The organism is Paenibacillus sp. (assembly GCF_035645235.1).
Taxonomy (GTDB): domain Bacteria; phylum Bacillota; class Bacilli; order Paenibacillales; family YIM-B00363; genus Paenibacillus_AE.
The window spans coordinates 1-20,913 of record NZ_DASQMZ010000140.1; the positions used below are offsets into that span (position 1 = coordinate 1).

Sequence of the window (20,913 nt, forward strand, 5' to 3'; positions counted from 1 at the left end):
GCCCGCGCCACGCGGCGCTCCCGCGCCTGCGCCTGCGCTGCGCGGCTTCGCCGACGCGACGCGCGCCACCGGCGCCTGCGCCGGACGGCGCTCGCGCAGCTCGCCGGCGCGCAGCCGCTTCTCGGCGATTTCGACGCCGAGCTGCTCGGCGAACTTCGCCGCGATGAACGTTTGCTTCGGCGACAACACGAGCACCGACTCGCCGGGACGGCCCATGCGGCCCGTACGGCCGGCGCGGTGCAAATACCGCTCGGCATCGAGCGGCGGATCGACGTGGATGACGTGCGTCACGTCCGCCGCGTCCAGCCCGCGCGCCGCGACGTCGGTCGCGAGCAGCAGCTTCAGCTTGCCGCTGCGGAACCGCCGCATGACGGCCGTCCGCTCGAGCTTCGGCTGATCGCCGTAAATCGCCTCGACCTCAAGGCCGTGATGGCGCAGCTTCGCTTCCACCTCGGCGATGTCCTCCGTCTGGTTGACGAACAGCATCGCGGCCCGCGGCTGCAGCGTCCGAAGCAGACGCCGCACCGTATCGATCCGGTCGCGCTCGTCGGCGACGACGTACGAATGGCTCACCGTCTTCGGCAAGCGGCTTTCCTCTTCGTCCGCCGATTCCGCCTCGATCCACACCGCGTTCTTCGTCCACTTCGCGACGACCGCCGCGGCCGCCTCCGGCATCGTCGCCGAGCAGAACACCGTCTGCTTCGCCGCCGGCAGCGCCGCCAGAATGCGCTCCGCCTCGCCGCCCGCGCCGACCGCGAACGTCTGGTCCGCCTCGTCGACGACGACATAACGGACGTCCGCGACCTTCAGCTTCTTGATCGACAGCACCTCGAGCAGCCGGCCCGGCGTGCCGACGACGAGCTGCGGATGCGTCTTCAGCTTGTCCAGCTGCCGCTGCAGCGAAGCGCCCCCGATGAGGGCCGCCGCGCGCAGCTTCGTGCCTTCCATCAGCCCCTGCGCCTCGCCGAAAATTTGCATCGCGAGCTCCGCCGTCGGCGTCACGATCAGCGCCTGCAGCTTATCGACCGCCGGATCGATGCGCTCGAGCGCCGGCAGCAGGAAGGCCAGCGTCTTGCCCGTGCCCGTGCGCGAGCGGATGACCGCGTCGCCGCCGCCGAGCAGCGCCGGCACGCCGACCGCCTGAATCGGCGCCGGCGTCGAAATGCCCCGCGCGGCCAGCTTCTCCGGCCAAGGTCCCTTCAATCCGAGCGCGGCGAAGGTCGCGGGCGCGGTGTCGTTTTCCAAATCGTGCATGAAAATACCCCCAAGTTCTAAGAAATCGTCGACTTTGACACCTTTCGCCGCGGTGCGATAGACTGGTTGCAAGTCCGAATCCGAACGCACAAGCGAAAGGAATGAACCGTTCATGAAGCTGCTCGACGACCCCGCGCTGCGGCAATCGTTCGAAGCGTTACTAGAAACCTACTCGGAGCTGCTCGTTGGCGACACATCGCCGGAGACGGTCGAGCAGGTGAAGCTGTGGGCGCTGTATAACCACATCCATAAGACGATGCCCGCGCTGGCGAATCACTGGAACGCCAATCACCCGGAGGCGAAGGCGGCCGTCCGCGAGCTGTTCGAGGACATCAAGGAACGTAACCGCCTGAGACGCGAGCGCCAGCCGAACGATCCGACTACTTCAAATTAAGAAAACGCGCCGCGAACGCATTCACGAGCCCGATCGGCAGCGCCTGCGACGCGCCGGCGGCGACGCCGAGCCAGCTCGGCACGTTCACCTCGGCCTTGCGGCGCGCCAGGCCGCGCAACGTCTCCTGCGCCACGCGCTCCGGCGTCACCATCATCCAGCGCACGCCGTTCACGTAGCCGCCGCTCGGGTCCGCGATGTCGAAGAAGCCGGTGCTCACCGGCCCCGGGTTGACCGCCATGATATGTACCCCGCTGCCGTGAATTTCTTGGCGCAGCGAATTCGTAAAGCCGAGCACCGCATGCTTCGTCGCGGAATAGCCGGCCGACTTCGCGGTGCCCATTTTGCCGGCGATCGACGCGACGTTGACGACGCTCCCGGCCCGGCGCTCGAGCATGCGCGGCAGCACCGCCTTCGTGCAGCGCACGACGCCGAAATAATTGACGTTCATCATCGAGGCGAACGCCTCCGGCGTTGCGTCGACGACGCGCTCGAACAAGCCGAAGCCCGCGTTGTTGACGAGCACGTCGACGTCGCCGAAGCGCGCCCGCGCCTCCGCGAAGAAGCGCCGGACGTCCGCCTCGTCGCCGACGTCCAGCGCCATCGCGTGCGCGCGCGGCCCGATCGACGCCGCCAGCGTCTCCAGCTTGTCGACGGAGCGCGCGGCCAGCACGACGTCCGCGCCGGCCGCGTGCAGCCGCTTGGCGATTTCCGCGCCGATGCCGCCCGACGCGCCGGTCACGACCGCCGTCTTTCCTTCATAGGTTCGTATCGTCATTGGAAAGATATACCTCCCGATAAAAACAAAAAAAGCGAGGAGCCCTCGCTTTGAATGATTACGCGATTAACAGCTGAATGTCAAGTTCGCCGATGCCCTCCATCGTAAGCGGGATCGAAAGCACCTTCGTCGCTTCGATCGCGGCGCCGTCCGTCGAGCTGAAAATTTTCGGCGGCGTGATGTCCACGCGAACGCCTTTATTGTACAGCATCGTGCTGGCGTTGCCGCTGATCATGTTGGACAGTTCGGAGATCGCGCTGTGCCCCATCTCGCCGAGCTCCTCGAGAACGTAGCCGCCCATCATCGCGGATACCATCTTCAGCGCCACCGTCTCGTGCAGTCCGTAGATGATGTCGCCCGTCATCTGCCCGGTAAGTCCGATATGGATCCACAAATATTCGTCTTGCTTCGTGATTTCCTTAATGCCGAACTCGCCCGCGGACGGCTTGACGCCGGCCACTTGCTCGATGACGATGCGCGCAGATTCCAGGAAAGGGTGGACGTATTCGTGGTTCATGCGTTGCGACCTCCATGCGATTCCAAATCCAGGTGATTTCGTTCTATTATAACCGACATTTTCCGACAAGTATAGGAGGAGATTCGAGATGCCTAACGTGTGGACGCATTCGATCTACGGCGAGCTCGTGCTGGAGCGGCTGGGGATTCGGGACCGGATCGAAAAGGACCCCCTCGCCGGCCCCCTGTTCCGCTTCGGCTGCCAAGGGCCGGACCCGCTGTTTTACCATCGCTTCTACCCGTGGACGAAGGCTGCCCGCGCCGCCTCCGACCGGCTCGGCGGCCTGCTGCACCGAAGCCGCTGCGGCGCGTTCCTGCTCGCGATGTTCCGCGCGTGCGAAGGCGCGGCGCCGGACGACCCGAGCGCGGTATACGCGCTCGGCTGGCTCGCGCACCATACGCTCGACCGCGTCGCGCATCCGTACGTGTTCGCGCGGCAAGGTTCGCGCAAATACGACCACCAGCGGCTGGAGACCGCGATCGACACGCATCTGTGCGAGCGGCTGCGCGGCATCGACACGCGCCGCGCGCCGGTGCGGCCGACGCTCGACGCCGGACGCCGGCTGCCCGCCGCGGTCGCGTCGCTCGTCGAGGACGCCATCCGCGCCGCCTATCCCGAGGAGGACACGCCGCTCCTGCGCGGCCTGTGGCAGCAAAGCTACGCCGACATGCTGGCGGCATTCTCGCTCTTCCACGACCCGACGGGCGTGAAGCGGAAGCTGCTCGCGGGAGCGATCGAGCCGTTCGTGCCGGGCCGGCGCGACGAGCACGCCGACCCGATGAACGAGCGGCGCGCGACATGGTGCCCGCCCGCTGACAAATCTAAGACGTCCCAAGCCTCGTTCTGGGACGTCTGGGAGCTCGCGCTGGACGACGGCGAGCGCACGATCGGCGCCGCCGTCGCGTGGCTCGACGCGAGCCGCGCCGCGCGTTCGGCCGCCGGCGACGCGTCCGCGCGCGAAGCCGCCGCTTGGCGCGCGTTCGCGGACGCGCTCGGCGACCTCTCCTACGAGACGGGGCTCGCCGCGGAGCGCTAAGCGCCCGCGACCGACGCCGCTTCGCGTTCGCCCTTTTCCAAATTCGTGATCCGCAGCATGACGATGCCCGCGACGAAGAAGAAGATCAACGCGAGAATGCCGAGCCGGCTGTTGCCGATCATGTTCACGTAGCCGAACACGGCCGGGCCGACGACGCCGGCGAATTTGCTCCAGACGCTCATGAAGCCGAAGTATTCCGCCTCCCGTCCGACCGGGATGAGCCGCATGTAAATCGACCGCGCGAGCGCTTGGCTGCCGCCCTGGACGAGGCCGACCATGACCGCAAGCAAGTAGAAATGAAGCGCCGACGTCATGAAGTAGCCTAGAATCGTAATTACGACATAAACGAGCAGCGTCGCGTATAAAGACGACTTCGCGCCGAACCGCCCGGCGAGCCGGCCGAACAGAATCGCGCAGGGGAAGCCGACGAACTGCGTAATGAGCAGCGCCCCGATCAGGTGCGCCGTGCCGATGCCGATCGTCTCCCCGTATACGGTCGCCATGCGGATGATCGTGCCGATGCCGTCGCTGAAAAACCAATACGCGATCAAATATTTGAGGAGCTCCGGATACTTACGCAGGTTGCGCAGCGTCCCGCCGAGGCGGACGAACGCGCGCTTCACCGCTTCGCCGGCCGCGACCGCCTGCGCCGGGCGCCGCTCCGGCACGCGGCGGAACAGCGGGATCGAGAACAGCGCCCACCAGACGGCCACCGACAGGAACGAGAGCCGAATGCCGGTCAGCTCCGTGATGCCGAACCATTCCGGCTGTTGGATCATCATCAGATTGACCGCGAGCAAAATGCCCCCGCCGAGATAGCCGTACGCATAGCCTTGCGCCGAAACGCGGTCCCGCTCCTCCGCCTTCGTAATGCCCGGCAGCAGCGCATCATAGAAATTTAGCGAGCCGCTGTGGCCGAGCACGCCGAGCAGCGTGAGCGCCATGGCGAACCAAAGCTGGCCTTCCCCGACGAGCGCGTACAAGGCGGTCGCCGCGACGCCGAGCGCGAGGAATGCGCCGAGCAGCCTCTTTTTCGAACCGGAGACGTCCGCGATCGCCCCAAGAATCGGGGATAGCAGCACGAGCAGCAGCATCGCCGCCGATTGCGTGTACCCCCAATACGAAGCCGCGTCGTCTCCGACGAATTTGCCAGGCACGCTCATGAAGAAAATCGGCAGCACCGCCGCGACCATCGTCGTCGAGAACGCCGAATTCGCCCAATCGTACATCACCCAAGCCCGTATCGTCTTTTTCCGTCCCGCGTCCTGCTCTTGCGTCTGTGCCATGGGTACCCTCCGCCGACCGATTTGATAATGCTTACATTGTACAATGCCCCGCGCGGACCGGACCATCTTTTTCTTTATTAATCTTTTGTAATATAATTGTGATTGGCCGAGAGGGGGCGTTCCGCATGAATTTAAACCAATTGGAAACGCTGATTACGATATCCAAGACGATGAGCTTCCGGAAAGCCGGCGAGGTGCTCAATCTGACCCAGCCGGCCGTCTCCGCCCAGATCAAGAGCCTCGAGGACGAATTCGGCGCCGTGCTCGTCGACCGGAATCAGCCGGTGACGCTGACCGACGCGGGCGTGCTCTTCCTCGAGCAAGCGGAGAAAATTCTCGCCATCGTCGACGAGCTGAAGATGAAGCTGAGCGATATTAACGCGACCCCGCAGGGGCATATCCGCCTCGGCACGACGACGTCGATCGCCATGCAAATCTTGCCTCGCGTGCTGTCCTATTTTAAAAATCAATACCCGCTCATCCAGACGTCCATCCATACGATGCCGTCGCTCCAAATCATGACCAGCGTCGAAAACGGCGCCGTCGACATCGGCATCGCCTACCTCGTCGAGAAGACTCCTAGCCTCGTCACGTCGACGCTGTACTACGACACGTTCGAGCTCGTCGTCTCGCCGGAGCATCAGTTCGCGAAGCATAAGCATCTGCCGATGTCGGCGCTCGCCGACGTCCCGTTCATCATGCTTTCGCCCGACACCGTCGGCCGGCGCTTCCTCGACGGCGTGTTCGAGAAGCACGGCATCGTGCCGAAGATCGTGATGGAGCTGTCGAGCGGCGAGGAAATCAAGCGGATGGTCGAGTTGAACATGGGAGCGGCTGTCATTTCGAAAATGGCGATCGCCACCGAGCTGCGCCTCGGCACGCTGAAGATGATCCAGGTGAACGAGCTGGAAATTTCCCACCCCGTCGGCGTCATTACGAAGACGGGCCGGTATTTGAACTCCGCGATGAAGCAATTTCTCAGCGATTTGAAGGGAATGCCGGAGACGCAGTTCGTCGGTTCCGAATAAGGAGGATTTTTGCGGCATGATGTTCGACTTGCATACCCATCACGAGCGTTGCGGCCACGCGGCCGGGACGATCGAAAACTATATCGAGGCCGCGCTCGAGAAGGGCCTCTCCGCCATCGGCATCTCGGACCATTCGCCGTACTTCGGGGAGAAGCACGACCACCCGAACCCGGGCATCGCGATGGCGGCGAGCGAGTTTCCGAACTACGTCGCCGAGGTGCTGCGGCTGAAGGAGAAGTACGCGGGGCGCATCGAGGTGCTGCTCGGCGTCGAATCCGACTTTTTCCCGGAGCATGCAGAGGCATATAGACGCGTATACGAGAAGTACCCGTTCGATTATATTATCGGGTCCGTGCATCAGGTCGAAGGCGTATCGATCTTCAACCGGAACCGGTGGAAGAAGCTGACCGCGGCGCAAAAGCAGAAGACGAAGGAGCGGTACTACGAGCTCATCGGCTGGTCGGCGAAAAGCGGCATGTTCGACATCCTCGGCCACATCGACGCGATGAAGGGGTATTATCCGGCGTTTTCGGACATCAAGACGGAAATGGTGGACGCGACGCTGAAGCTGATCGGCGAATACGACATCGCCATCGAAATCAACACGTCCGGCAAGACGAAGGACGTCGGCGGCTGGTATCCGGCCGACGACATGCTCGAGCGCGCGAAGTTTTTCGGCGTCATGCCGACGTTCGGCTCCGACGCCCACGTCCCGGAGCGGGTCGCCGACGACTGGGAGCAGGTGCGTGCGAAGCTGAAGGACATCGGCTTCCGCCAATGGTGCTGCTTCCGCCGCCGCGAGCGCGTCCTCGTGGACCTATAGCCATCGCCTCGCAGCCCCCGCAGGAGCGCACTTGCCTCCGCGGGGGCCTTTTCGTTTGCGCTCATCCGCCCCCGCCCGCCTCGCGCGCTTGCGCACCTAATACCCGCCTCGCGCCCAGCCGCGCTTTACCGCTGCCCGCCGAACCCGCCGCAGATCCGCCCTCCGCCAAACCACCCGCAGTTCCGCCCCCGCCTGTCAACCGCCTAGCCACGCCTTACCGCTGCCCTCTCCGCCTGCTGCCCCGCGCCTGTCCCGCGCTACCAATAGCCAACCGCTCCCTGTCCCGCGCTTGTTCGCTATTCGCAAGACCCGCCGCAGGTCCGCCTTTCGCACAAACTGGTAACACCCTTCCCTCTTTTGCGGTACTCGCTTCCCTCTTTCCGGGTACACCGTTCTCACTTTGCAGCGATGCTGGCCGGAGCGCCATTGGCAACGCTGCGCACTACTACCGCAACCCGCCCGCACTTGTCCGCTGTCCGCCAGACCCGCCGCAGATCCGCCTTTCGCGCAAACTGGGAACACCCTTCCCTCTTTCGCGGTACTCGCTTCCCTCTTTCCGGGTACAGCGTTCCCTCCTCGCAGCACCGGTGACCGTCCCCCCCGCGCCCGACCGACCCGAACTAACGCCGCAAAGCCGCACGTGCCTACCGAACGTCAACTGCCCCGTACCCTGCCAACCACCACCTGCCCGCACTTGTCCGCTGTCCGCTAGATCCGCCGTAGAACCGCCCTCCGCCCAAACTGGGAACACCCTTCCCTCTTTTGCGGTACTCGCTTCCCTCTTTCCGGGTACACTGTTCCCACTTTGCAGCGATGCTGGCCGGAGCGCCACTGGCAACGCCGCGCACTACTACCGCAACCCGCCCACACTTGTCCGCTGTCCGCTAGATCCGCCGTAGAACCGCCCCCCGCCCAAACTGGGAACACCCTTCCCTCTTTTGCGGTACTCGCTTCCTTCTTTCCGGGTACAGCGTTCCCTCTTCGCAGCACCGGCGGCCGCCGGCCGTTGCCCCGCGCCCAACCACCGTAAAGCCGGACAGTTCGGCTTAGAGTCGATGGGACATCGGGATCGGCCCGCCGCACGACGGCGAATACGTCCGGATAAAAAAAAGGGGACCTGGCCGCCGAAGCGTCAGGTCCAAAAAATATATTTCAAAAAGGGGGTCTTGCCATTTATAATACAGCCTCTATATTAGAGCCCCGTAACGGCAATGTTACGCTTTGATGACAAATGTCAAAATCCAAGCCCCCGCCGGGACAATTACCGGTTGTAGGCGCCTACGTTACCGCAGCCCCGCCGCGGCGAAGGCGCGCTCGAAGCCGGCCTTCGATCGCTCGAGGATCGACTCGACCGGATCGGTCGGCGGAGACTGCGTCAGCACCTCCTGCGTCACCGCGCCGGCATAACCGGTCGCGGCGAGCGCGCGGAGGAAGCCGGGCAAGTCGATGACGCCCTCGCCGGGCAGCGCGCGGTCGTTATCGAGCGCTTCCGCCGGCGAGGAGCGCGCGTCGTTCAAGTGCACATGCACGATCTGGTGCGCCTGCAACGAAGCGATGTCTTGGACGGACAGCTCCGTCGTGTACCAATGGTACGAGTCTAGCAGCAGACCGACGTTCGGCAGCTGCAACGCGTCGATCAGCTCGAGCGTCTCCTGCTGCGTCCAGATAAACGGATTCGCCCAACGCGTTCGGAGGTGATGCGGCCCGACGTACTCGAGGCCGAGCCGAATGCCGTACGCGCCCAATATTTGCGCGCACAGCCGCAGCCGGCTGACGGCCAGCGCCATGAAGCGGGCGGACGGCAGGTCCGTCGACGGCAAAATGTACGTGCAGCAAGCCGTGCAGCCGAGCAGCGACGCCGCTTCCGCTTGCTCGCGCAGCTTCGCGAGGCCGGCGCGGAACGCCTCGTCCGTCGTCCGCCATTCGACCGGCAAACCGAACGAGGATAGGGCGAGGCCATGCTTCTCCAGCAGCGCGCGCGCGCCGTCGAGGCCGTACGCCGACGCGAATTGGTACGGTTCCAGCAGATCTACCGTCTCGAAGCCGTATTTCGCCGCGAGCGCGAGGAACGCTTGATCGTCCCCGACGTTGCCGAGGCCGGCGCGGGTGAGGCCCATTTTGATCATTGTGTCCAGCTCCTGTCGGTTGTCTTAATAGTTCCAGTCCAGCTTCACTTCGTTGCCCGTGCGGGACGACTCGTAGATCGCCTCGAGGATCAGGCTGTTCGTAAAGCCGCTCAGCGCCGACGTAATCGGCTCCTTGCCTTCGCGCACGCACTCGAGGAAGTGGCGGCTGAGCCGCTGCCGCGCGCCTTCGTCGTTCTCCGGCACCGACAGCTCCGTCTCGAGCGGACGATCGAATTTCTCCGTCAGCAGCTTGCCGCGCGAGCCGCGGTAAGACGCCCCGCCCTCGCTGCCCATGAGATGAAGGAACGGCGTGCTGTCGGTGTCCATATGGACCGCCCAGCTCACTTCGAGCGTGAGCGACGAGCCGTCCTCCATCTTGATCATCGCCGTGGCGAGGTCCTCGACGTCGTAGACGCCGTTCCAGTCCGGCTTGCCCCACGTGCCGATGCCTTTCTTCTTCGGGCCGAACTCCGCGTACGTCGCGCCGTAGACGGACACCGGCTTCGGGTTGCCCATCAGGTACAACGCCAGGTCCAGCATATGGACGCCGATATCGATGAGCGGGCCGCCGCCGGATTGGTCCATGCGCGTAAACCACGTACCCCAGCCCGGAATGCCCTTGCGTCGGTACCATCCGGTCTTCGCCGTATAGATGCGCCCGAGCTCGCCGCGGTCCGCCTGCGCTTTAATTTGCATCGGAACGGACTCCCAACGCATCTGGTGCGACATCATCAGCGTCTTGTCCGAATCGCGGGCCGCCCGCATAATTTGTCTCGCCGCTTCGGCGTTGATCGCCATCGGCTTCTCGAGCAGCACGTGCTTGCCGGCCTCGAGCGCCTGAACCGCGATGGGCGCGTGGAACTGATTCGGCACGCAGACGACGACCGCGTCCACGTCGGTTCGCGCGATCAGCTCCTCCGGCGACGCGGCAACCGCCGCGATGCCGTGCTCCTTCGCCCGCGCCTCCGCGAGCGGGAGGTACGCGTCGGTCACCGCCGTAATTTCGCACAAGTCGCCGAGCTTCGAAAATTCCTGCATATGTACGTTGCCGATATTGCCCGCGCCGATGATGCCGAGCCTGATTTTGTTCGAGCCGCTGCTCATTCGTATTCCCCCTGGGTGAATTTGTCGCTATCATCATGGTAACCGAGCCTTCGCGAAATCGCTACCGTTCGTTTCGCGAAACGTCTCATTTTTTCGGAGAAAACCGCCGCCCGCCTATCTCTTACAAGACGTTCGTCCGTACGTTCAAAGTGACGAAGGGCGTCTCCCCTTCGGCGTACCGGCAGGCGAAGCGTCGGGGGGAACGGCGGCGGCCGCCCGCCCGGTCGGCTCGCCCCCCGGGTCCCGCTTAATGATCCAGGCGAAGTTGAACTGCAGCAGCGCCGCGCCAAGCAGGACGACCGCGATCCACGGGCTCCGCAAATCCGATGCGAACGCGAGGATCATGCCGAGCGCGGCGACGCGCCCGGCGTTGAGGAACGTCTCGCGGGCGACGATCGATTCGACGCGCAGATGCCCCCGAAGCGGAAGCCTGCCGACTAAGCGGTAGCTGTACGCGGAGAACGAATTGACGAGCAGCGGGATGAACGCGTAGTACGATATCGCGAAAACGCCGACGGTCCACAGGCGGATGCCGAAGAGCAGCATCGTGCCCGCGCCGGCGACGAAAGCCGCCGCGCCGAACACCGCATACCGCCGGGCAAGCTCCGGCACGCCGCGCCGGGTCAGCGCGTAGCTCGTGCCGATCGTCAGCCCGAGCAGCCCTACGCCTGCGTAGCCGACCCAATCCTCGCGCCCCAGCACGGAGAACAGCAGCAAATTCGGCAAAAACAACAGCAACCCTTGATAGGTCCCCATAAAAAACCAACCGTACAAGCTATGCCGGAACGGCCGATCCTTGCGGAAAAGCAGCGGCAGCATGCGAAGGTAATACGCACGATGATGGCTGGCGGCCTCCTTCAATCGGAAGCTGCCGATCGCCGCCGCGACGAACATGACGAACGCGGTCGTAAAGACGAGCATGTAGCCCTGCAGTCCGTCCGCCAGCCCGATCAAGAAGCCGGCCGCCGCAGGGCCGGCGAGACCGGCCAAGTTAAACATGATCGAATTGAACCCCAAGTACCGGATGCGGTTCGCATCGGTCGAGACGTCGTTCATCAGCGTCAAGTATCCGAGCCAATATAAAGCGCCCGCGGTGCCGCCGAGCAGCGCGAACGCGTAATAATAGTCGGCGACGCGGGCGCCTGCGACGATGACGAGCAAGTAAAATAACGCCGTCAGCCCGATGCCAAGGCGATAGGTAAACAACCGGTCGCGCGTCTTCGCGAATTTGCCCGCGACAGCGAACGCGAGCGGGCCGACGGCGAACGAGAGGAGCGAGTACAGCGCGTTGACGGCGAGGCTCTCCGTCAGCCGCCACAAATACAGCGTTAAGAAGACGCCCGACATCGAGGCGCCCAGTTGGAAAAAGCTATGCAAGGCGATCGTCGTCGCGGCTTCCCTCGACAATCGCTTCTCCGGCGGCACGGCGAGCCGCATCGCGCGAAGCCGAGTCCATCCATTCAGGTAACCCATTGCAGGCGAACACCTCGGTTTCTAACGGGGTCGGGAAACGACTCCCATTATAACAGAAAGAGGCGCCTTGCGGCGCCCCGTCTTACGCTCCGACGTCGATTCTCTCGAACCAAAACAAATCGCAAGCTTCTTCCGGGAGCCCCTCGAACGAAAGCCCTTCGTCCATCAGCTCGGCTCCCGTCCGTTCGCCGATCGCCCCGCGGTCCTCGCTGCGCACGGCGTACGTCGCGTCGGTCCGCAGCCCCGCGAACCGGATCGTCCGCGTCGGCTCTCCGCCGTTCAGCCGGAAGACGAACGCGAGCGCGCGGCCTCGGGACCGCTCCGTATATTGGAACGCGTTCCAGCGATCGCCCTGCCCCGTGCGGAGCGTCTGGCCGGTCAAGCGGCGCATCTCGGCGTTCGCGACGAACGGGCGTACCGCCGACTTGTACCGTTCGATGTGATGCCCGAGCCGCTCGCGCGCCCAGGGCTCCAGCTCCGGCAGCCGGTACGACACGCCGAACGCGTTCAACATGTTCGCGCGAATGAGGTAGTCGAACTTGTGCAGCGGCATCTCCGGCTTGATCGGATCCTTGTCGACGAAATTGTCGTAAAACACCAAATTTTGCGACCAAGTGAAGTGAAAGATCGCGGAAGGATGCAGCAAGGACGCGGCTCCCCAAAACAGCTGAAGGTGATGCTGCGTATAGTCCGGGTCGCTCAAAAACGCCAGGTGCGTATGCTTGGCGAGCCCGAGGTCGATCCGCAGGCCGCCGGAAGAACAGTTCTCGAGGATGACGCGCGGGTATTTCTCGCGCACGCGCTCCAGCAGCCGGTAATACCCGCGGACGTGCTCGTACAGGCCGTCCCCTTCGCCGTGCCCGTGGTCCGTCCGGTCGCAGCCCGCGCCGGGGTCGAGATTGAAGTCGAGCTTGATCCAATCGGCCCGATAGTCGCGGATGAGCGTCTCCAGCACGCCGAACGCCCACTCCGTCGACGCCGGACACCCCATGCACACGTACCCCGCCGGCTCGCCGTCGCGCATGGCCGCCAGCTCGGGCCGCTGCGCCGCCAAATCGGACTTCGCGCCGAGCGCTTCGATTTCGCACCAGATGCCGAATTTGAGGCCCTTGGCATGTACGTAATCGGATAGCGCCGCGATGCCGGACGGGAAACGCTTCGTGTTGATTTTGTGCCAGTCCCCGCGCTTGAGGTACCAATCCACGGGCTGCGTATCGCTCCAGCCGACATGCGCGTTGCACGACTCGTCGGGCTCCCCGAACCACCCGGCGTCCAACGTGCACACCTCGATCCCGAGCGCGGCGGCTTCGTCGACGTTGGCTTTGAACACGTCCTCGGTAATCGCGGTGTCCTCGTACGGCCACCAGTGGTTCCAGGCGACGGGCAAGCTTCGCGCCGTCTCGCCGGACGGATACCAATACCGCTTCCCCCAAGCCCCGAGCTCGGCCCGCACGTCCTCCAAAGTCCCCTGCTCCCATACGGAATAAATCGCCGGCGCGCTCTCCATCGATTGCCCGGGTTCAAGCGTCTTATGGAACGCCCAATCGCTGAGGCCGCCGCTGACGCGATACGCCCCGCCGACGGCCGGCTCGAACCGGGCGATCCAATTGCCCGACCAGGCGAACGCCGCGATCGCCGCCATGCCGCCCTCGCCGGTCAGACCGAACCAAGGCGACATGCCGCGCGCCGAACGCCCCGACGTCGACTCCAAAATTTTCGTGCCCGCCAGCCGGCCGCGCGCCGGGGTGAATTCGTTCCCGCCGGTAGACAGGAAGTACGAAAGCTCGTACGCGCCCGGGAGCAGCACGCCGCGGATGGAGTCGAACCGGGACAACGTAATCGGGGCGTCGGAGCCGTTTTCCAAAATCGCGTATTGCCGAACGACGTTCATCCCCGGATACCGCACGCGGACGAGCCGGACGTCGACGCGCCCTTCTTCGTCGACGTACCGCCGAATTTCCTCGATTCCCCCGTCCGCCCCTAACGCTTCCTCGGTTTCCCGCAAACGAAAGCCGTCGAGATCGGACCGCAGCCGGCCGTCGAGCTCCACCGTAAACCCTTGCCACATCGCGGATCTCTCCTCTGCACGTACCCGTTATTCTTTGACCGAACCGAGCGTGAGCCCCGTAATGAAATATTTTTGAAGAAGCGGATAGACGAGAAGGATCGGCACCATGCTGACGAGAATTTTCGCCGAGCTGACCGTCTTGTCCGACAGCTTCGCCAGCTGCTCGATATCCTCCTTCGTCATGTTCGGGTCCATCATGCCCATCTGGACGACGATTTGGTTCAGATACGTTTGCAACGGGTAATTTTCTTGGCTGTTCATGAGGATGAGCCCGTCGAAAAACGAGTTCCAATGAAAGACGACGCCGAACAGCGTCACCGTGGCGAGCGAGGGCAGCGACATCGGCAGGCTGACGAGCGCCAGCGTCTGCCACGGCCCCGCGCCGTCGACCTCGGCCGCTTCGTCCAGTTCTCTCGGCAGGTTGCGAAGAAAGTTCATCAGGATGATAATGTTGAAAATTTGGACTGCGGACGGAAGCACCAGCGCCCAGATCGTATTGATCAGATGCAGATCCCGGATGGTGAGATACCAGGGAATCATCCCTCCGCTGAACATCATCGAAAACACCAAAATCCAGACGTATACGGCGCGAGCGCGAAAATGCTCGGGCCTTCGCGACAACGCGAAGGCGGCTAAGACGGTCAGCGTCAGGCTGATCGCCACGCCGAGCGCGACCCGCTTCACCGACACGAGGAACGCGGCGTAGAAATCTTTATCCCCGGTCACAGCGTCGTAGGCCGCCCCGGAAAACTGCACCGGCCACAAAAACACCTTGCCCGCCGCGACGGCCGTCTTGTCGCTGAACGAAATGGCGACGATGTGGACGAGCGGCAGCAGCGTACAGAACGTTAAAGCGAGCAGGACGACGAAAATCGCGGCCTGGGCGACGTCCGGGCGGGAGCGCCGGACGCCGGCGGTTTGCAAACGCATCATGACGGCTCTCTCCCTCCGAATTAAAAGATGCGGTAATTGGCGAATTTGGAAGCTAAGACGTACGAGATCGAGATCAGGATAAAGCCGACGACGGACTTCAGCAGACCGACCGCGGTCGCAAGTTCGTATTGAAAATCCTTAAAACCTGCCCGGTAAACATAGGTATCGATAATATCGCTCGAGTCGTATACCAGCGGATTGTACATGTTTAAAATCTGCTCGAAGCCCGCGTTCAGCACGTTCTGAAGGTCGAGCGTCAGGAGCAGCACGATCGTGGCGGCGAGCGACGGCAGCGTAATATGCAGCAGCTTTCTCCATCGCGTCGCGCCGTCCATATCGGCCGCTTCGTACAACGTCGGGTCGATCGCCGTCAACGCGGCCAGATAGATGATGGCCGAGAAGCCGAATTCCTGCCAGACGTGCGTGCCGACGAGGATGCCGGGGAACCAGGCGTTGCTGCCGAGGAAAAACACCGGGTCGACGCCCATGGAGGCGAGAAGATGGTTCAGCGCCCCGTCGAGCGCGAAAATGTTTTTGAAGATGCCGGCGAGCAGCACCCAAGAGATGAAGTGGGGCAAATAAACGATCGTTTGCACGGACCGTTTGAAAAATCGGCCGGTCCACTCGTTCAGGAGGAGCGCGAAGCCGAGCGCGAACAATTGGGTGAGCGCGATCTTCATGACGGCGATCGACAGCGTATTCGCGAAGATGCGTTTCACTTCCGGAATTTGAAACATGTATTCGAAATTTTCCCACCCGACGTATTCGGAGCCCCAGATGCCCTTCCCGGGGTTGAAGTCTTGGAACGCGATCAACACGCCGAACATCGGATAGATGCTGAACACGGCGAGCAGCGCCATCGTAGGAAACAGCATCAGATGATAATGGAACGAAGCTTTGCGTTTCATGCCGGATCCCGCCCCCTCTTCTCCGCGAGAACGGGGAAAGCGCCGCGCTGGGCGGGCGGCGCTTTCCGTACGTTCCCGTAACGGGCAAACTTACTTCATCGTCTCGGCGATTTCGTTCAAGATGTCCTCGCCGCCCATGCGTTTCCATTCCTCGGCGAACGTCTCGAAATAATCGAGCGGCTGCTCGCCGGTAATGATTTTCAGGAACGCGTCGGTTTCCAGCTTGTCGAGGTTCGTTTTCTTCTTCTCCATCGCGCTCGTCGTGCCGAAGAAATCCCCGTACACCGGCTGGATGTCTTTCTCGACGATTTCGCCCGCGCCGAGCATCCGGGACACCGGCTCGCCGTACAAGTCCGGCGTTTGTTTGAGCGCCTCGACGCCCTTCTTCCAGTTGTCCGCGACGACTTTATAGTTATCGAGGGTCGCCTTGCCCACCTTCGGCGGCTCCGTCCCTTCGAGCACCGCCTTGATGCCGATGTGGTCGAGCACGACCGAGTCGGCGCGCCACAGCGGAATCGGAATCGGCACGGATTGCCAGCTCGGCAGCTGCAAGCCCGCGTACGGGTCGCCCCCGAGCGGCGTCGGATCGTCCAGCTGCATCGCGTAATACGCGTTCATCGTCTTTACGAGCGCCTCCGGGTATTTGAAGCCCTTCTTCAGCACGGCGATCGAGCCGATCGGCGTCATCTGCTTCGCCCGGTATTCTCCGTCGACGTTCTGGATCGCGTACGCCTGCCAATCGCCGGACGGGTCGTTCTTCACGGCGTCGGAGAGCGGCCACCAGCCGGACCACCACGGGCCGAAGAAGAGGCCCGCTTGGCCGGAGACGATCTGCTCTACGGCCTTATCCGCCGTTAAAATCGCGAAGTCCTTCGGAATGAGCCCGTCGGCGTACATCTGACGCAGCAGCGACAGCGCGTTCTTCGCCTCCGGCGTGATGGAGCCGTACGTGTACGAGCCGTCTTCTTGCTTCAGCCAAAGCTTCATGTACGCTTTGTGGGCGTCGAAGATGCCGTCGAAGGCGAACGGGGACGAGCTTTCGTTCACGAAGCCCTCGACCCCCGGCAGCCCGATCGTATCGGCCTGGCCGTCGCCGTCCGGATCGCGCTCCTTGAAGGCGCGGGCGATGTCGACCATGTCCGCGAGCGTCTCGGGCTCCGGCAGGCCGAGCTTGTCGAGCCAATCTTTGCGCACCCACAGGAGCGGGTCCTGGTCGTGCAGCGTGCCCATGGACGGAATGCCGTACAGCTTGCCGTCGACCGTCACGAGTCCGAGCGCCTTGCCTCCGTCCGTCTGGAGCACTTCTTTCAGCGCGGGGCTGGCGTAATCTTCGAACGCTTGCGTCAAATCCTGCAGCATGTCGGACTTTACCATCTGGAGGAACATGTTGTATCCGACCGACATCCCGTCGGGAATGTCGTTGCTTGCGATCAGCATCTTCATCTTGTCGACCGCGGCGGGTCCCGCCTTGATCGTGATGGGGAATTCGTAATCGATGTTCAGCTTCTCTTCGAACACCTGGATGTATCGGTTCTCCGTCGCCGTCTCCCCTTCCGGAAGCAGCAGCTCGTCGGTCAGCTCGCGGAAGATCGTCATTTTGGTTTTTTCCGGCAGCGGCCCGAACGGATCTTTAGCGACGGCCGGCGTCGCGGCGGCGTTATCGGCGGGCGCGGCTCCGGCTTCGGCGGTTCCGCCGCCGTCGGTTGCCGCAGGGCTGCCGCCGCCGCTGCAAGCGGTTGCAGTCAACAACGCGCCGACGGACAACGCGGCGACCCATCTGTTCATCGATCTCCCCTTCATGAGACCCATCCTCTCGAATCTTAATATTAAGCGCTTACAGGGGAATCATACCGCGCCGACCGCGCCCGCCGATATGCCTCCTTGCTTCACTTCGGTAGAAAACCGTTCGACCGTCTCGTGACAGTTTTCGCACGAACCGGACGTTTTTCGCACGAACCGGACGTTTTACGCACGTCCCGGCGCCGCCGCATTCGCGGCGCTTGCCTGCGGCGGCGCGAAGCGCTACCGCTTTCCCGCGCCGCCGCTCTTGCGGTATTCGTTCGGCAGCATGCCCGTATATTCGCGAAAGACGCGGCTGAAATAACGGTAGTCTCGGAAACCGCATTTCTCGGCCGTCAACGTGATCGAATCGTCCGTGCGGAGAATGAGCAGGCGCGCCTTCTCCAGCTTGACCTGTTTCAGGTAGTCCCCGAACGATTGTCCGGTCACCTTCTTAAAGCACGTACTGAAGTAGCCTCGACTCATGCTGACCTGCCTCGCGACCTCCGCTTCGTTCAAATCGAGGTCCTCCGCTTGGCGAACGAAGGCCACCGCTCGCATGATCGCGTCGTGGATGCCGCCCGTCGCGTTGCGGCTGAGCTTGCCTCGCAGCGCTTCCCGGAAGCCCCGGAGCCAGCGCTCCCAGTCGACCCAAAACAAAAACTCCTCGGACGCGTCCATCAGCTTCGGCAGCTCCGCCAGCGCAAGCAGCCGATCCCACTCGAGCGCGATGTGGTAAAACAAATTTTTCAGCCCCGTCGGATCGACCGCGCCGCCTCCGGTCGCGCGAAGCAGCCGCTCGAACGCCGCGTCGTCGTTCACCCATGTCGGGTCCTCCCACGCCTCCGGCGCCGGGCAAGGCTCCTCCGGCGCAAGCGCCGGAAGCCGGTCCGCATCTACCGGCGCGACGGGCGCGTCTTCCCGATACGCATAAAACAAATACCTCCAGCGGTAACGCCGCAGCTTCCCCGCCAGCTCCTCGTCGATCGCGCCCGGAATGCCCCGGACGCGAACGACGACCCATTCCCGGGGGCTCAGCACCCTCGACGCTTCCTCGTGCCCGCGCTCCCCTTCGGCCGCGCTCGGGTACGCCAAAAGCCACGTACGCCGGTCGATTTCGAGCGCCCCGTCGGCGCCGGCGAGCGCGTGCGGCAGCCGCCCGGCGCCGGAGGCCGGATCGCGTCGTTCGGTGCGGCGGCAGAGCAGAAGCCCCTCCTCCGCATGCGCTTCCCCGACCCCTGCGCCCCGATCGCCGTCCGGCCGCCTCGCGGCGGCGCCGGCGTCCGTGCCGAGCTTCTCCGCGATGCGCAGCAGCGTCGCGTCGATCAGCTCGTCCACGATTTCGGTCTTCACGATATAATCGACGACGCCGAGCCGCATCGACGTTTGGATATAGTCGAAGCTATCGTGGCACGTCAAGACGACGGCCGGCAAATGCGGACGCGCTTCCCGCGCGCGTCGGATCAATTCGAGGCCGGACATGCCCGGCATCGTGACGTCGGTGACGAGCAAATCGACCTCCGCGTCCTCCATGCGCTCGAGCGCCTGCTCGCCGGAAGACGCTTCGCCGACCACTTGGAAGCCATATTTGCTCCACGGGAACGTCGTAATAATGCCTTGCCGCACGAGCTTTTCGTCGTCCACGACGAACACCTGCTTCAGCTTCATGCCGAATCCCTCCTTCTCGCCGGAAGGGCGAACCGATATGCCGTGCCTTCGCCCGGCCGGCTTTCGATCGCGAGCCTCGTCGCCTCTCCGTAATGCACTTCCAGCATCTTGTCGACGTAATGAATACCGATGCCGAGTCCGTATTTTCGCTCCTCGCCGGCCCCGTCGGCTCCGCCCCCGCGGAGCGCTCGGTCCGCGTCCATCCCTTCCCCGTCGTCCCGAATCTCGACGCGAACCGTATCGTCCGGTCCGCACTCGATCGCGACGAGAATCGTGCCCTTGCCGTCCCGGAGGCCGTGGTAGATCGAATTTTCCACCAAGGGCTGCAATAAGAACCGGGGAATGAAGACGTCGAGCGCGCGGTCGTCGACTCGAAAGTCGACATGGAACTGATAATCGTTGCGGATGAGCTGCAGGGACACATAATTCCGCAGCGCTTCGACCTCCCGCTCGATGCGGACGACGGAGCCTTCTTTGCCGAGATTGTACCGGAGCAGCTGCGTCAAGTTGGCGATCAGCTTAACGATCGTATGCTGGCCCTCCGAACGGGCGATCCATTGCACCGTGTTTAACGTGTTATACAAGAAGTGAGGATTGATTTGCGCCAGCAGCTTGTCGACCTCCAGATGCCGCTTGTCCCGCTCCTTCTGCCGCACTTCCTCGAGGAGGAAACGAATGTGCTCTTTCATCCGCGTGAATTGATGCATCGTCTTGTCGAACTCGACGACGCCCGTCGGCTGTCCCGGCGATTGAAAATTGCTGCCCGCCAGCATGCCGATTTCGCTGCGAAATACGCGGATCGGGCCGTACACCGCTCTCCAGACGAGCGCGCCGGCGGCCAAGCTGGCCAGCATGACCCCGACGCCGACCGCCGCCATGCGGCTCATCCAGGCGTTAATTTCCCGGGTGAACGCGCTTCCGTCCACGGACGCCAGCAGCGTCCAGCCGTACGCCCCCGTCTTCGCGTACAGCCGCTCCGCGTCGGACGAATCGTATCGGCTCCCCGCCGGTACGCCCGGAATTTCGCTGTACGCGACGACGCCGTCCGATCCGACGAGCATGTATTCGGCCTTCATCCCGAGCCGGTTCGGCTCCAAAATATTGCGCAGCGTCTCCGCATGCGTCTCGAGATACAGCCATAGGTTCCCCACCCCGTTCCAGTCGACGGGGCGGACGAGCGAGAAGACGAGAGCGTCCCTCTCGGGCCCCGCCGAAGGATGCGGGCCGTGGAAGTCGTAGACGGCATGGGTGGCGAGCGGGGGGAGCCCCTCGAGGTCGGAAGCGATCGCGCCGCGTTGATTGGCGAACAGCCGCTCCCCCGTCTCGGCGTCCATGTAGAAATGCAGTCCTACGTTCGGATTCGTATTGTCGATCAGAAATAAATACTCGTTGATCGCGTCGTAATGCCGACGCTTGGCCGCATAGCTGTCGCTCGTCAGGAAGCCGTCCAAATCGCCCGCCAGCAAACCGCCGTAGCTTAGCTGGTGCGAGACGCGGGTCATGTTGTCGAGCGACATGTTCAAATCTTTGACGAGCTGTTCCATCGCGAGGTCGATGCCTTCTTCCACCTGGCGGTAGACGATTGTATAGATGGTGTAATACGAGGCCGATCCGACGAGCAGGAAGGTGATAATCGAGCTGACCAAGAACGCTGCCGTCACTCGGCTCTTGAACGAATACGCTTTCCGTAGTTTTCGCGTGCGCATGGCATCCCCTCGTCCCGAACTTCGATGCTGTCATT

At 63.2% G+C, this 20,913-nt stretch carries 17 protein-coding genes; 4 read left to right on the forward strand and 13 right to left on the reverse strand.

From position 1 onward, the window contains the following. Window positions 1-1,254 (reverse strand): DEAD/DEAH box helicase (locus VEZ38_RS13640; RefSeq protein ID WP_324894269.1); only part of this gene is annotated, 1,254 nt, incomplete at its 3' end. A 112-nt stretch (window positions 1,255-1,366) separates the two neighbouring features. On the opposite strand from VEZ38_RS13640, the gene VEZ38_RS13645 reads away from it, so the two are divergent. Beyond that, the gene (locus VEZ38_RS13645) at window positions 1,367-1,648 is read left to right on the forward strand and encodes a YusU family protein (RefSeq protein WP_324894271.1); all 282 of its coding nucleotides are present in this window, start codon (window positions 1,367-1,369) and stop codon (window positions 1,646-1,648) included. On the opposite strand, the gene VEZ38_RS13650 is transcribed toward VEZ38_RS13645, so the two are convergent. Then, the gene (locus VEZ38_RS13650) at window positions 1,635-2,423 is read right to left on the reverse strand and encodes an SDR family oxidoreductase (protein ID WP_324894273.1); all 789 of its coding nucleotides are present in this window, start codon (window positions 2,421-2,423) and stop codon (window positions 1,635-1,637) included. The genes VEZ38_RS13645 and VEZ38_RS13650 overlap by 14 nt on opposite strands. Window positions 2,424-2,481: 58 nt before the next feature. Next, complete coding sequence (locus VEZ38_RS13655; protein ID WP_324894275.1) at window positions 2,482-2,940, reverse strand: chemotaxis protein CheX; 459 nt, start codon at window positions 2,938-2,940, stop codon at window positions 2,482-2,484. A gap of 88 nt (window positions 2,941-3,028) precedes the next feature. On the opposite strand from VEZ38_RS13655, the gene VEZ38_RS13660 reads away from it, so the two are divergent. Then, window positions 3,029-3,976: a hypothetical protein gene (locus tag VEZ38_RS13660; RefSeq protein WP_324894277.1), complete on the forward strand. Its 948-nt coding sequence runs from the start codon at window positions 3,029-3,031 to the stop codon at window positions 3,974-3,976. On the opposite strand, the gene VEZ38_RS13665 is transcribed toward VEZ38_RS13660, so the two are convergent. Further along, window positions 3,973-5,262, reverse strand: coding sequence for an MFS transporter (locus tag VEZ38_RS13665; protein WP_324894279.1), 1,290 nt, complete (start codon window positions 5,260-5,262; stop codon window positions 3,973-3,975). The two genes, VEZ38_RS13660 and VEZ38_RS13665, sit on opposite strands and share 4 nt — an antisense overlap. 125 nt (window positions 5,263-5,387) lie before the next feature. Between VEZ38_RS13665 and VEZ38_RS13670 the strand changes: the two genes are divergently transcribed. Both VEZ38_RS13670 and VEZ38_RS13675 read left to right on the forward strand, forming a co-directional pair. Further along, window positions 5,388-6,290, forward strand: coding sequence for a LysR family transcriptional regulator (locus VEZ38_RS13670; protein ID WP_324894281.1), 903 nt, complete (start codon window positions 5,388-5,390; stop codon window positions 6,288-6,290). Between the two features lie 16 nt (window positions 6,291-6,306). Beyond that, entirely contained in the window at window positions 6,307-7,113 is an 807-nt protein-coding gene (locus VEZ38_RS13675) for a histidinol-phosphatase (protein ID WP_324894283.1), read from the forward strand. Between the two features lie 1,283 nt (window positions 7,114-8,396). Here the strand turns inward: VEZ38_RS13675 and VEZ38_RS13680 are convergent. The 9 genes from VEZ38_RS13680 to VEZ38_RS13720 form a co-directional block, all read right to left on the reverse strand. Further along, on the reverse strand, window positions 8,397-9,239 hold the full coding sequence (locus tag VEZ38_RS13680) for a sugar phosphate isomerase/epimerase family protein (protein ID WP_324894285.1): 843 nt from the start codon (window positions 9,237-9,239) through the stop codon (window positions 8,397-8,399). A 24-nt stretch (window positions 9,240-9,263) separates the two neighbouring features. Continuing rightward, a complete protein-coding gene (locus VEZ38_RS13685) occupies window positions 9,264-10,343 on the reverse strand; it encodes a Gfo/Idh/MocA family oxidoreductase (RefSeq protein WP_324894287.1) in 1,080 nt (359 codons plus the stop codon). A gap of 144 nt (window positions 10,344-10,487) precedes the next feature. Continuing rightward, window positions 10,488-11,816 carry an MFS transporter gene (locus VEZ38_RS13690; RefSeq protein ID WP_324894289.1) on the reverse strand — a complete coding sequence of 443 codons (1,329 nt, stop codon included), beginning with the start codon at window positions 11,814-11,816 and terminating at the stop codon, window positions 10,488-10,490. 82 nt (window positions 11,817-11,898) lie between these two features. Then, a complete protein-coding gene (locus tag VEZ38_RS13695) occupies window positions 11,899-13,884 on the reverse strand; it encodes an alpha-galactosidase (protein ID WP_324894291.1) in 1,986 nt (661 codons plus the stop codon). 27 nt (window positions 13,885-13,911) lie between these two features. Next, the gene (locus VEZ38_RS13700; protein ID WP_324894293.1) at window positions 13,912-14,817 is read right to left on the reverse strand and encodes a carbohydrate ABC transporter permease; all 906 of its coding nucleotides are present in this window, start codon (window positions 14,815-14,817) and stop codon (window positions 13,912-13,914) included. Between the two features lie 20 nt (window positions 14,818-14,837). Further along, window positions 14,838-15,725, reverse strand: a complete 888-nt coding sequence (locus VEZ38_RS13705; protein WP_324894295.1) for an ABC transporter permease — start codon at window positions 15,723-15,725, stop codon at window positions 14,838-14,840. Window positions 15,726-15,815: 90 nt separating this feature from the next. Further along, window positions 15,816-17,510 (reverse strand): hypothetical protein, encoded by a 1,695-nt coding sequence (locus tag VEZ38_RS13710; protein ID WP_324894297.1) that lies wholly within the window; start codon window positions 17,508-17,510, stop codon window positions 15,816-15,818. Window positions 17,511-17,747: 237 nt separating this feature from the next. Then, window positions 17,748-19,172 (reverse strand): response regulator, encoded by a 1,425-nt coding sequence (locus VEZ38_RS13715; protein ID WP_324894299.1) that lies wholly within the window; start codon window positions 19,170-19,172, stop codon window positions 17,748-17,750. After that, on the reverse strand, window positions 19,169-20,878 hold the full coding sequence (locus VEZ38_RS13720; RefSeq protein ID WP_324894301.1) for a sensor histidine kinase: 1,710 nt from the start codon (window positions 20,876-20,878) through the stop codon (window positions 19,169-19,171). Before VEZ38_RS13720 ends, VEZ38_RS13715 begins: the two co-directional genes overlap by 4 nt. Window positions 20,879-20,913 lie beyond the last annotated feature (35 nt).

Coding starts and splice junctions, on each gene's coding strand:
- VEZ38_RS13645 (WP_324894271.1), top strand. CDS start 1,367: ATGAAGCTGCTCGACGACCCCGCGCTGCGGCAATCGTTCGAAGCGTTA.
- VEZ38_RS13650 (WP_324894273.1), bottom strand. CDS start 2,423: ATGACGATACGAACCTATGAAGGAAAGACGGCGGTCGTGACCGGCGCG.
- VEZ38_RS13655 (WP_324894275.1), bottom strand. CDS start 2,940: ATGAACCACGAATACGTCCACCCTTTCCTGGAATCTGCGCGCATCGTC.
- VEZ38_RS13660 (WP_324894277.1), top strand. CDS start 3,029: ATGCCTAACGTGTGGACGCATTCGATCTACGGCGAGCTCGTGCTGGAG.
- VEZ38_RS13665 (WP_324894279.1), bottom strand. CDS start 5,262: ATGGCACAGACGCAAGAGCAGGACGCGGGACGGAAAAAGACGATACGG.
- VEZ38_RS13670 (WP_324894281.1), top strand. CDS start 5,388: ATGAATTTAAACCAATTGGAAACGCTGATTACGATATCCAAGACGATG.
- VEZ38_RS13675 (WP_324894283.1), top strand. CDS start 6,307: ATGATGTTCGACTTGCATACCCATCACGAGCGTTGCGGCCACGCGGCC.
- VEZ38_RS13680 (WP_324894285.1), bottom strand. CDS start 9,239: ATGATCAAAATGGGCCTCACCCGCGCCGGCCTCGGCAACGTCGGGGAC.
- VEZ38_RS13685 (WP_324894287.1), bottom strand. CDS start 10,343: ATGAGCAGCGGCTCGAACAAAATCAGGCTCGGCATCATCGGCGCGGGC.
- VEZ38_RS13690 (WP_324894289.1), bottom strand. CDS start 11,816: ATGGGTTACCTGAATGGATGGACTCGGCTTCGCGCGATGCGGCTCGCC.
- VEZ38_RS13695 (WP_324894291.1), bottom strand. CDS start 13,884: ATGTGGCAAGGGTTTACGGTGGAGCTCGACGGCCGGCTGCGGTCCGAT.
- VEZ38_RS13700 (WP_324894293.1), bottom strand. CDS start 14,817: ATGATGCGTTTGCAAACCGCCGGCGTCCGGCGCTCCCGCCCGGACGTC.
- VEZ38_RS13705 (WP_324894295.1), bottom strand. CDS start 15,725: ATGAAACGCAAAGCTTCGTTCCATTATCATCTGATGCTGTTTCCTACG.
- VEZ38_RS13710 (WP_324894297.1), bottom strand. CDS start 17,510: ATGAACAGATGGGTCGCCGCGTTGTCCGTCGGCGCGTTGTTGACTGCA.
- VEZ38_RS13715 (WP_324894299.1), bottom strand. CDS start 19,172: ATGAAGCTGAAGCAGGTGTTCGTCGTGGACGACGAAAAGCTCGTGCGG.
- VEZ38_RS13720 (WP_324894301.1), bottom strand. CDS start 20,878: ATGCGCACGCGAAAACTACGGAAAGCGTATTCGTTCAAGAGCCGAGTG.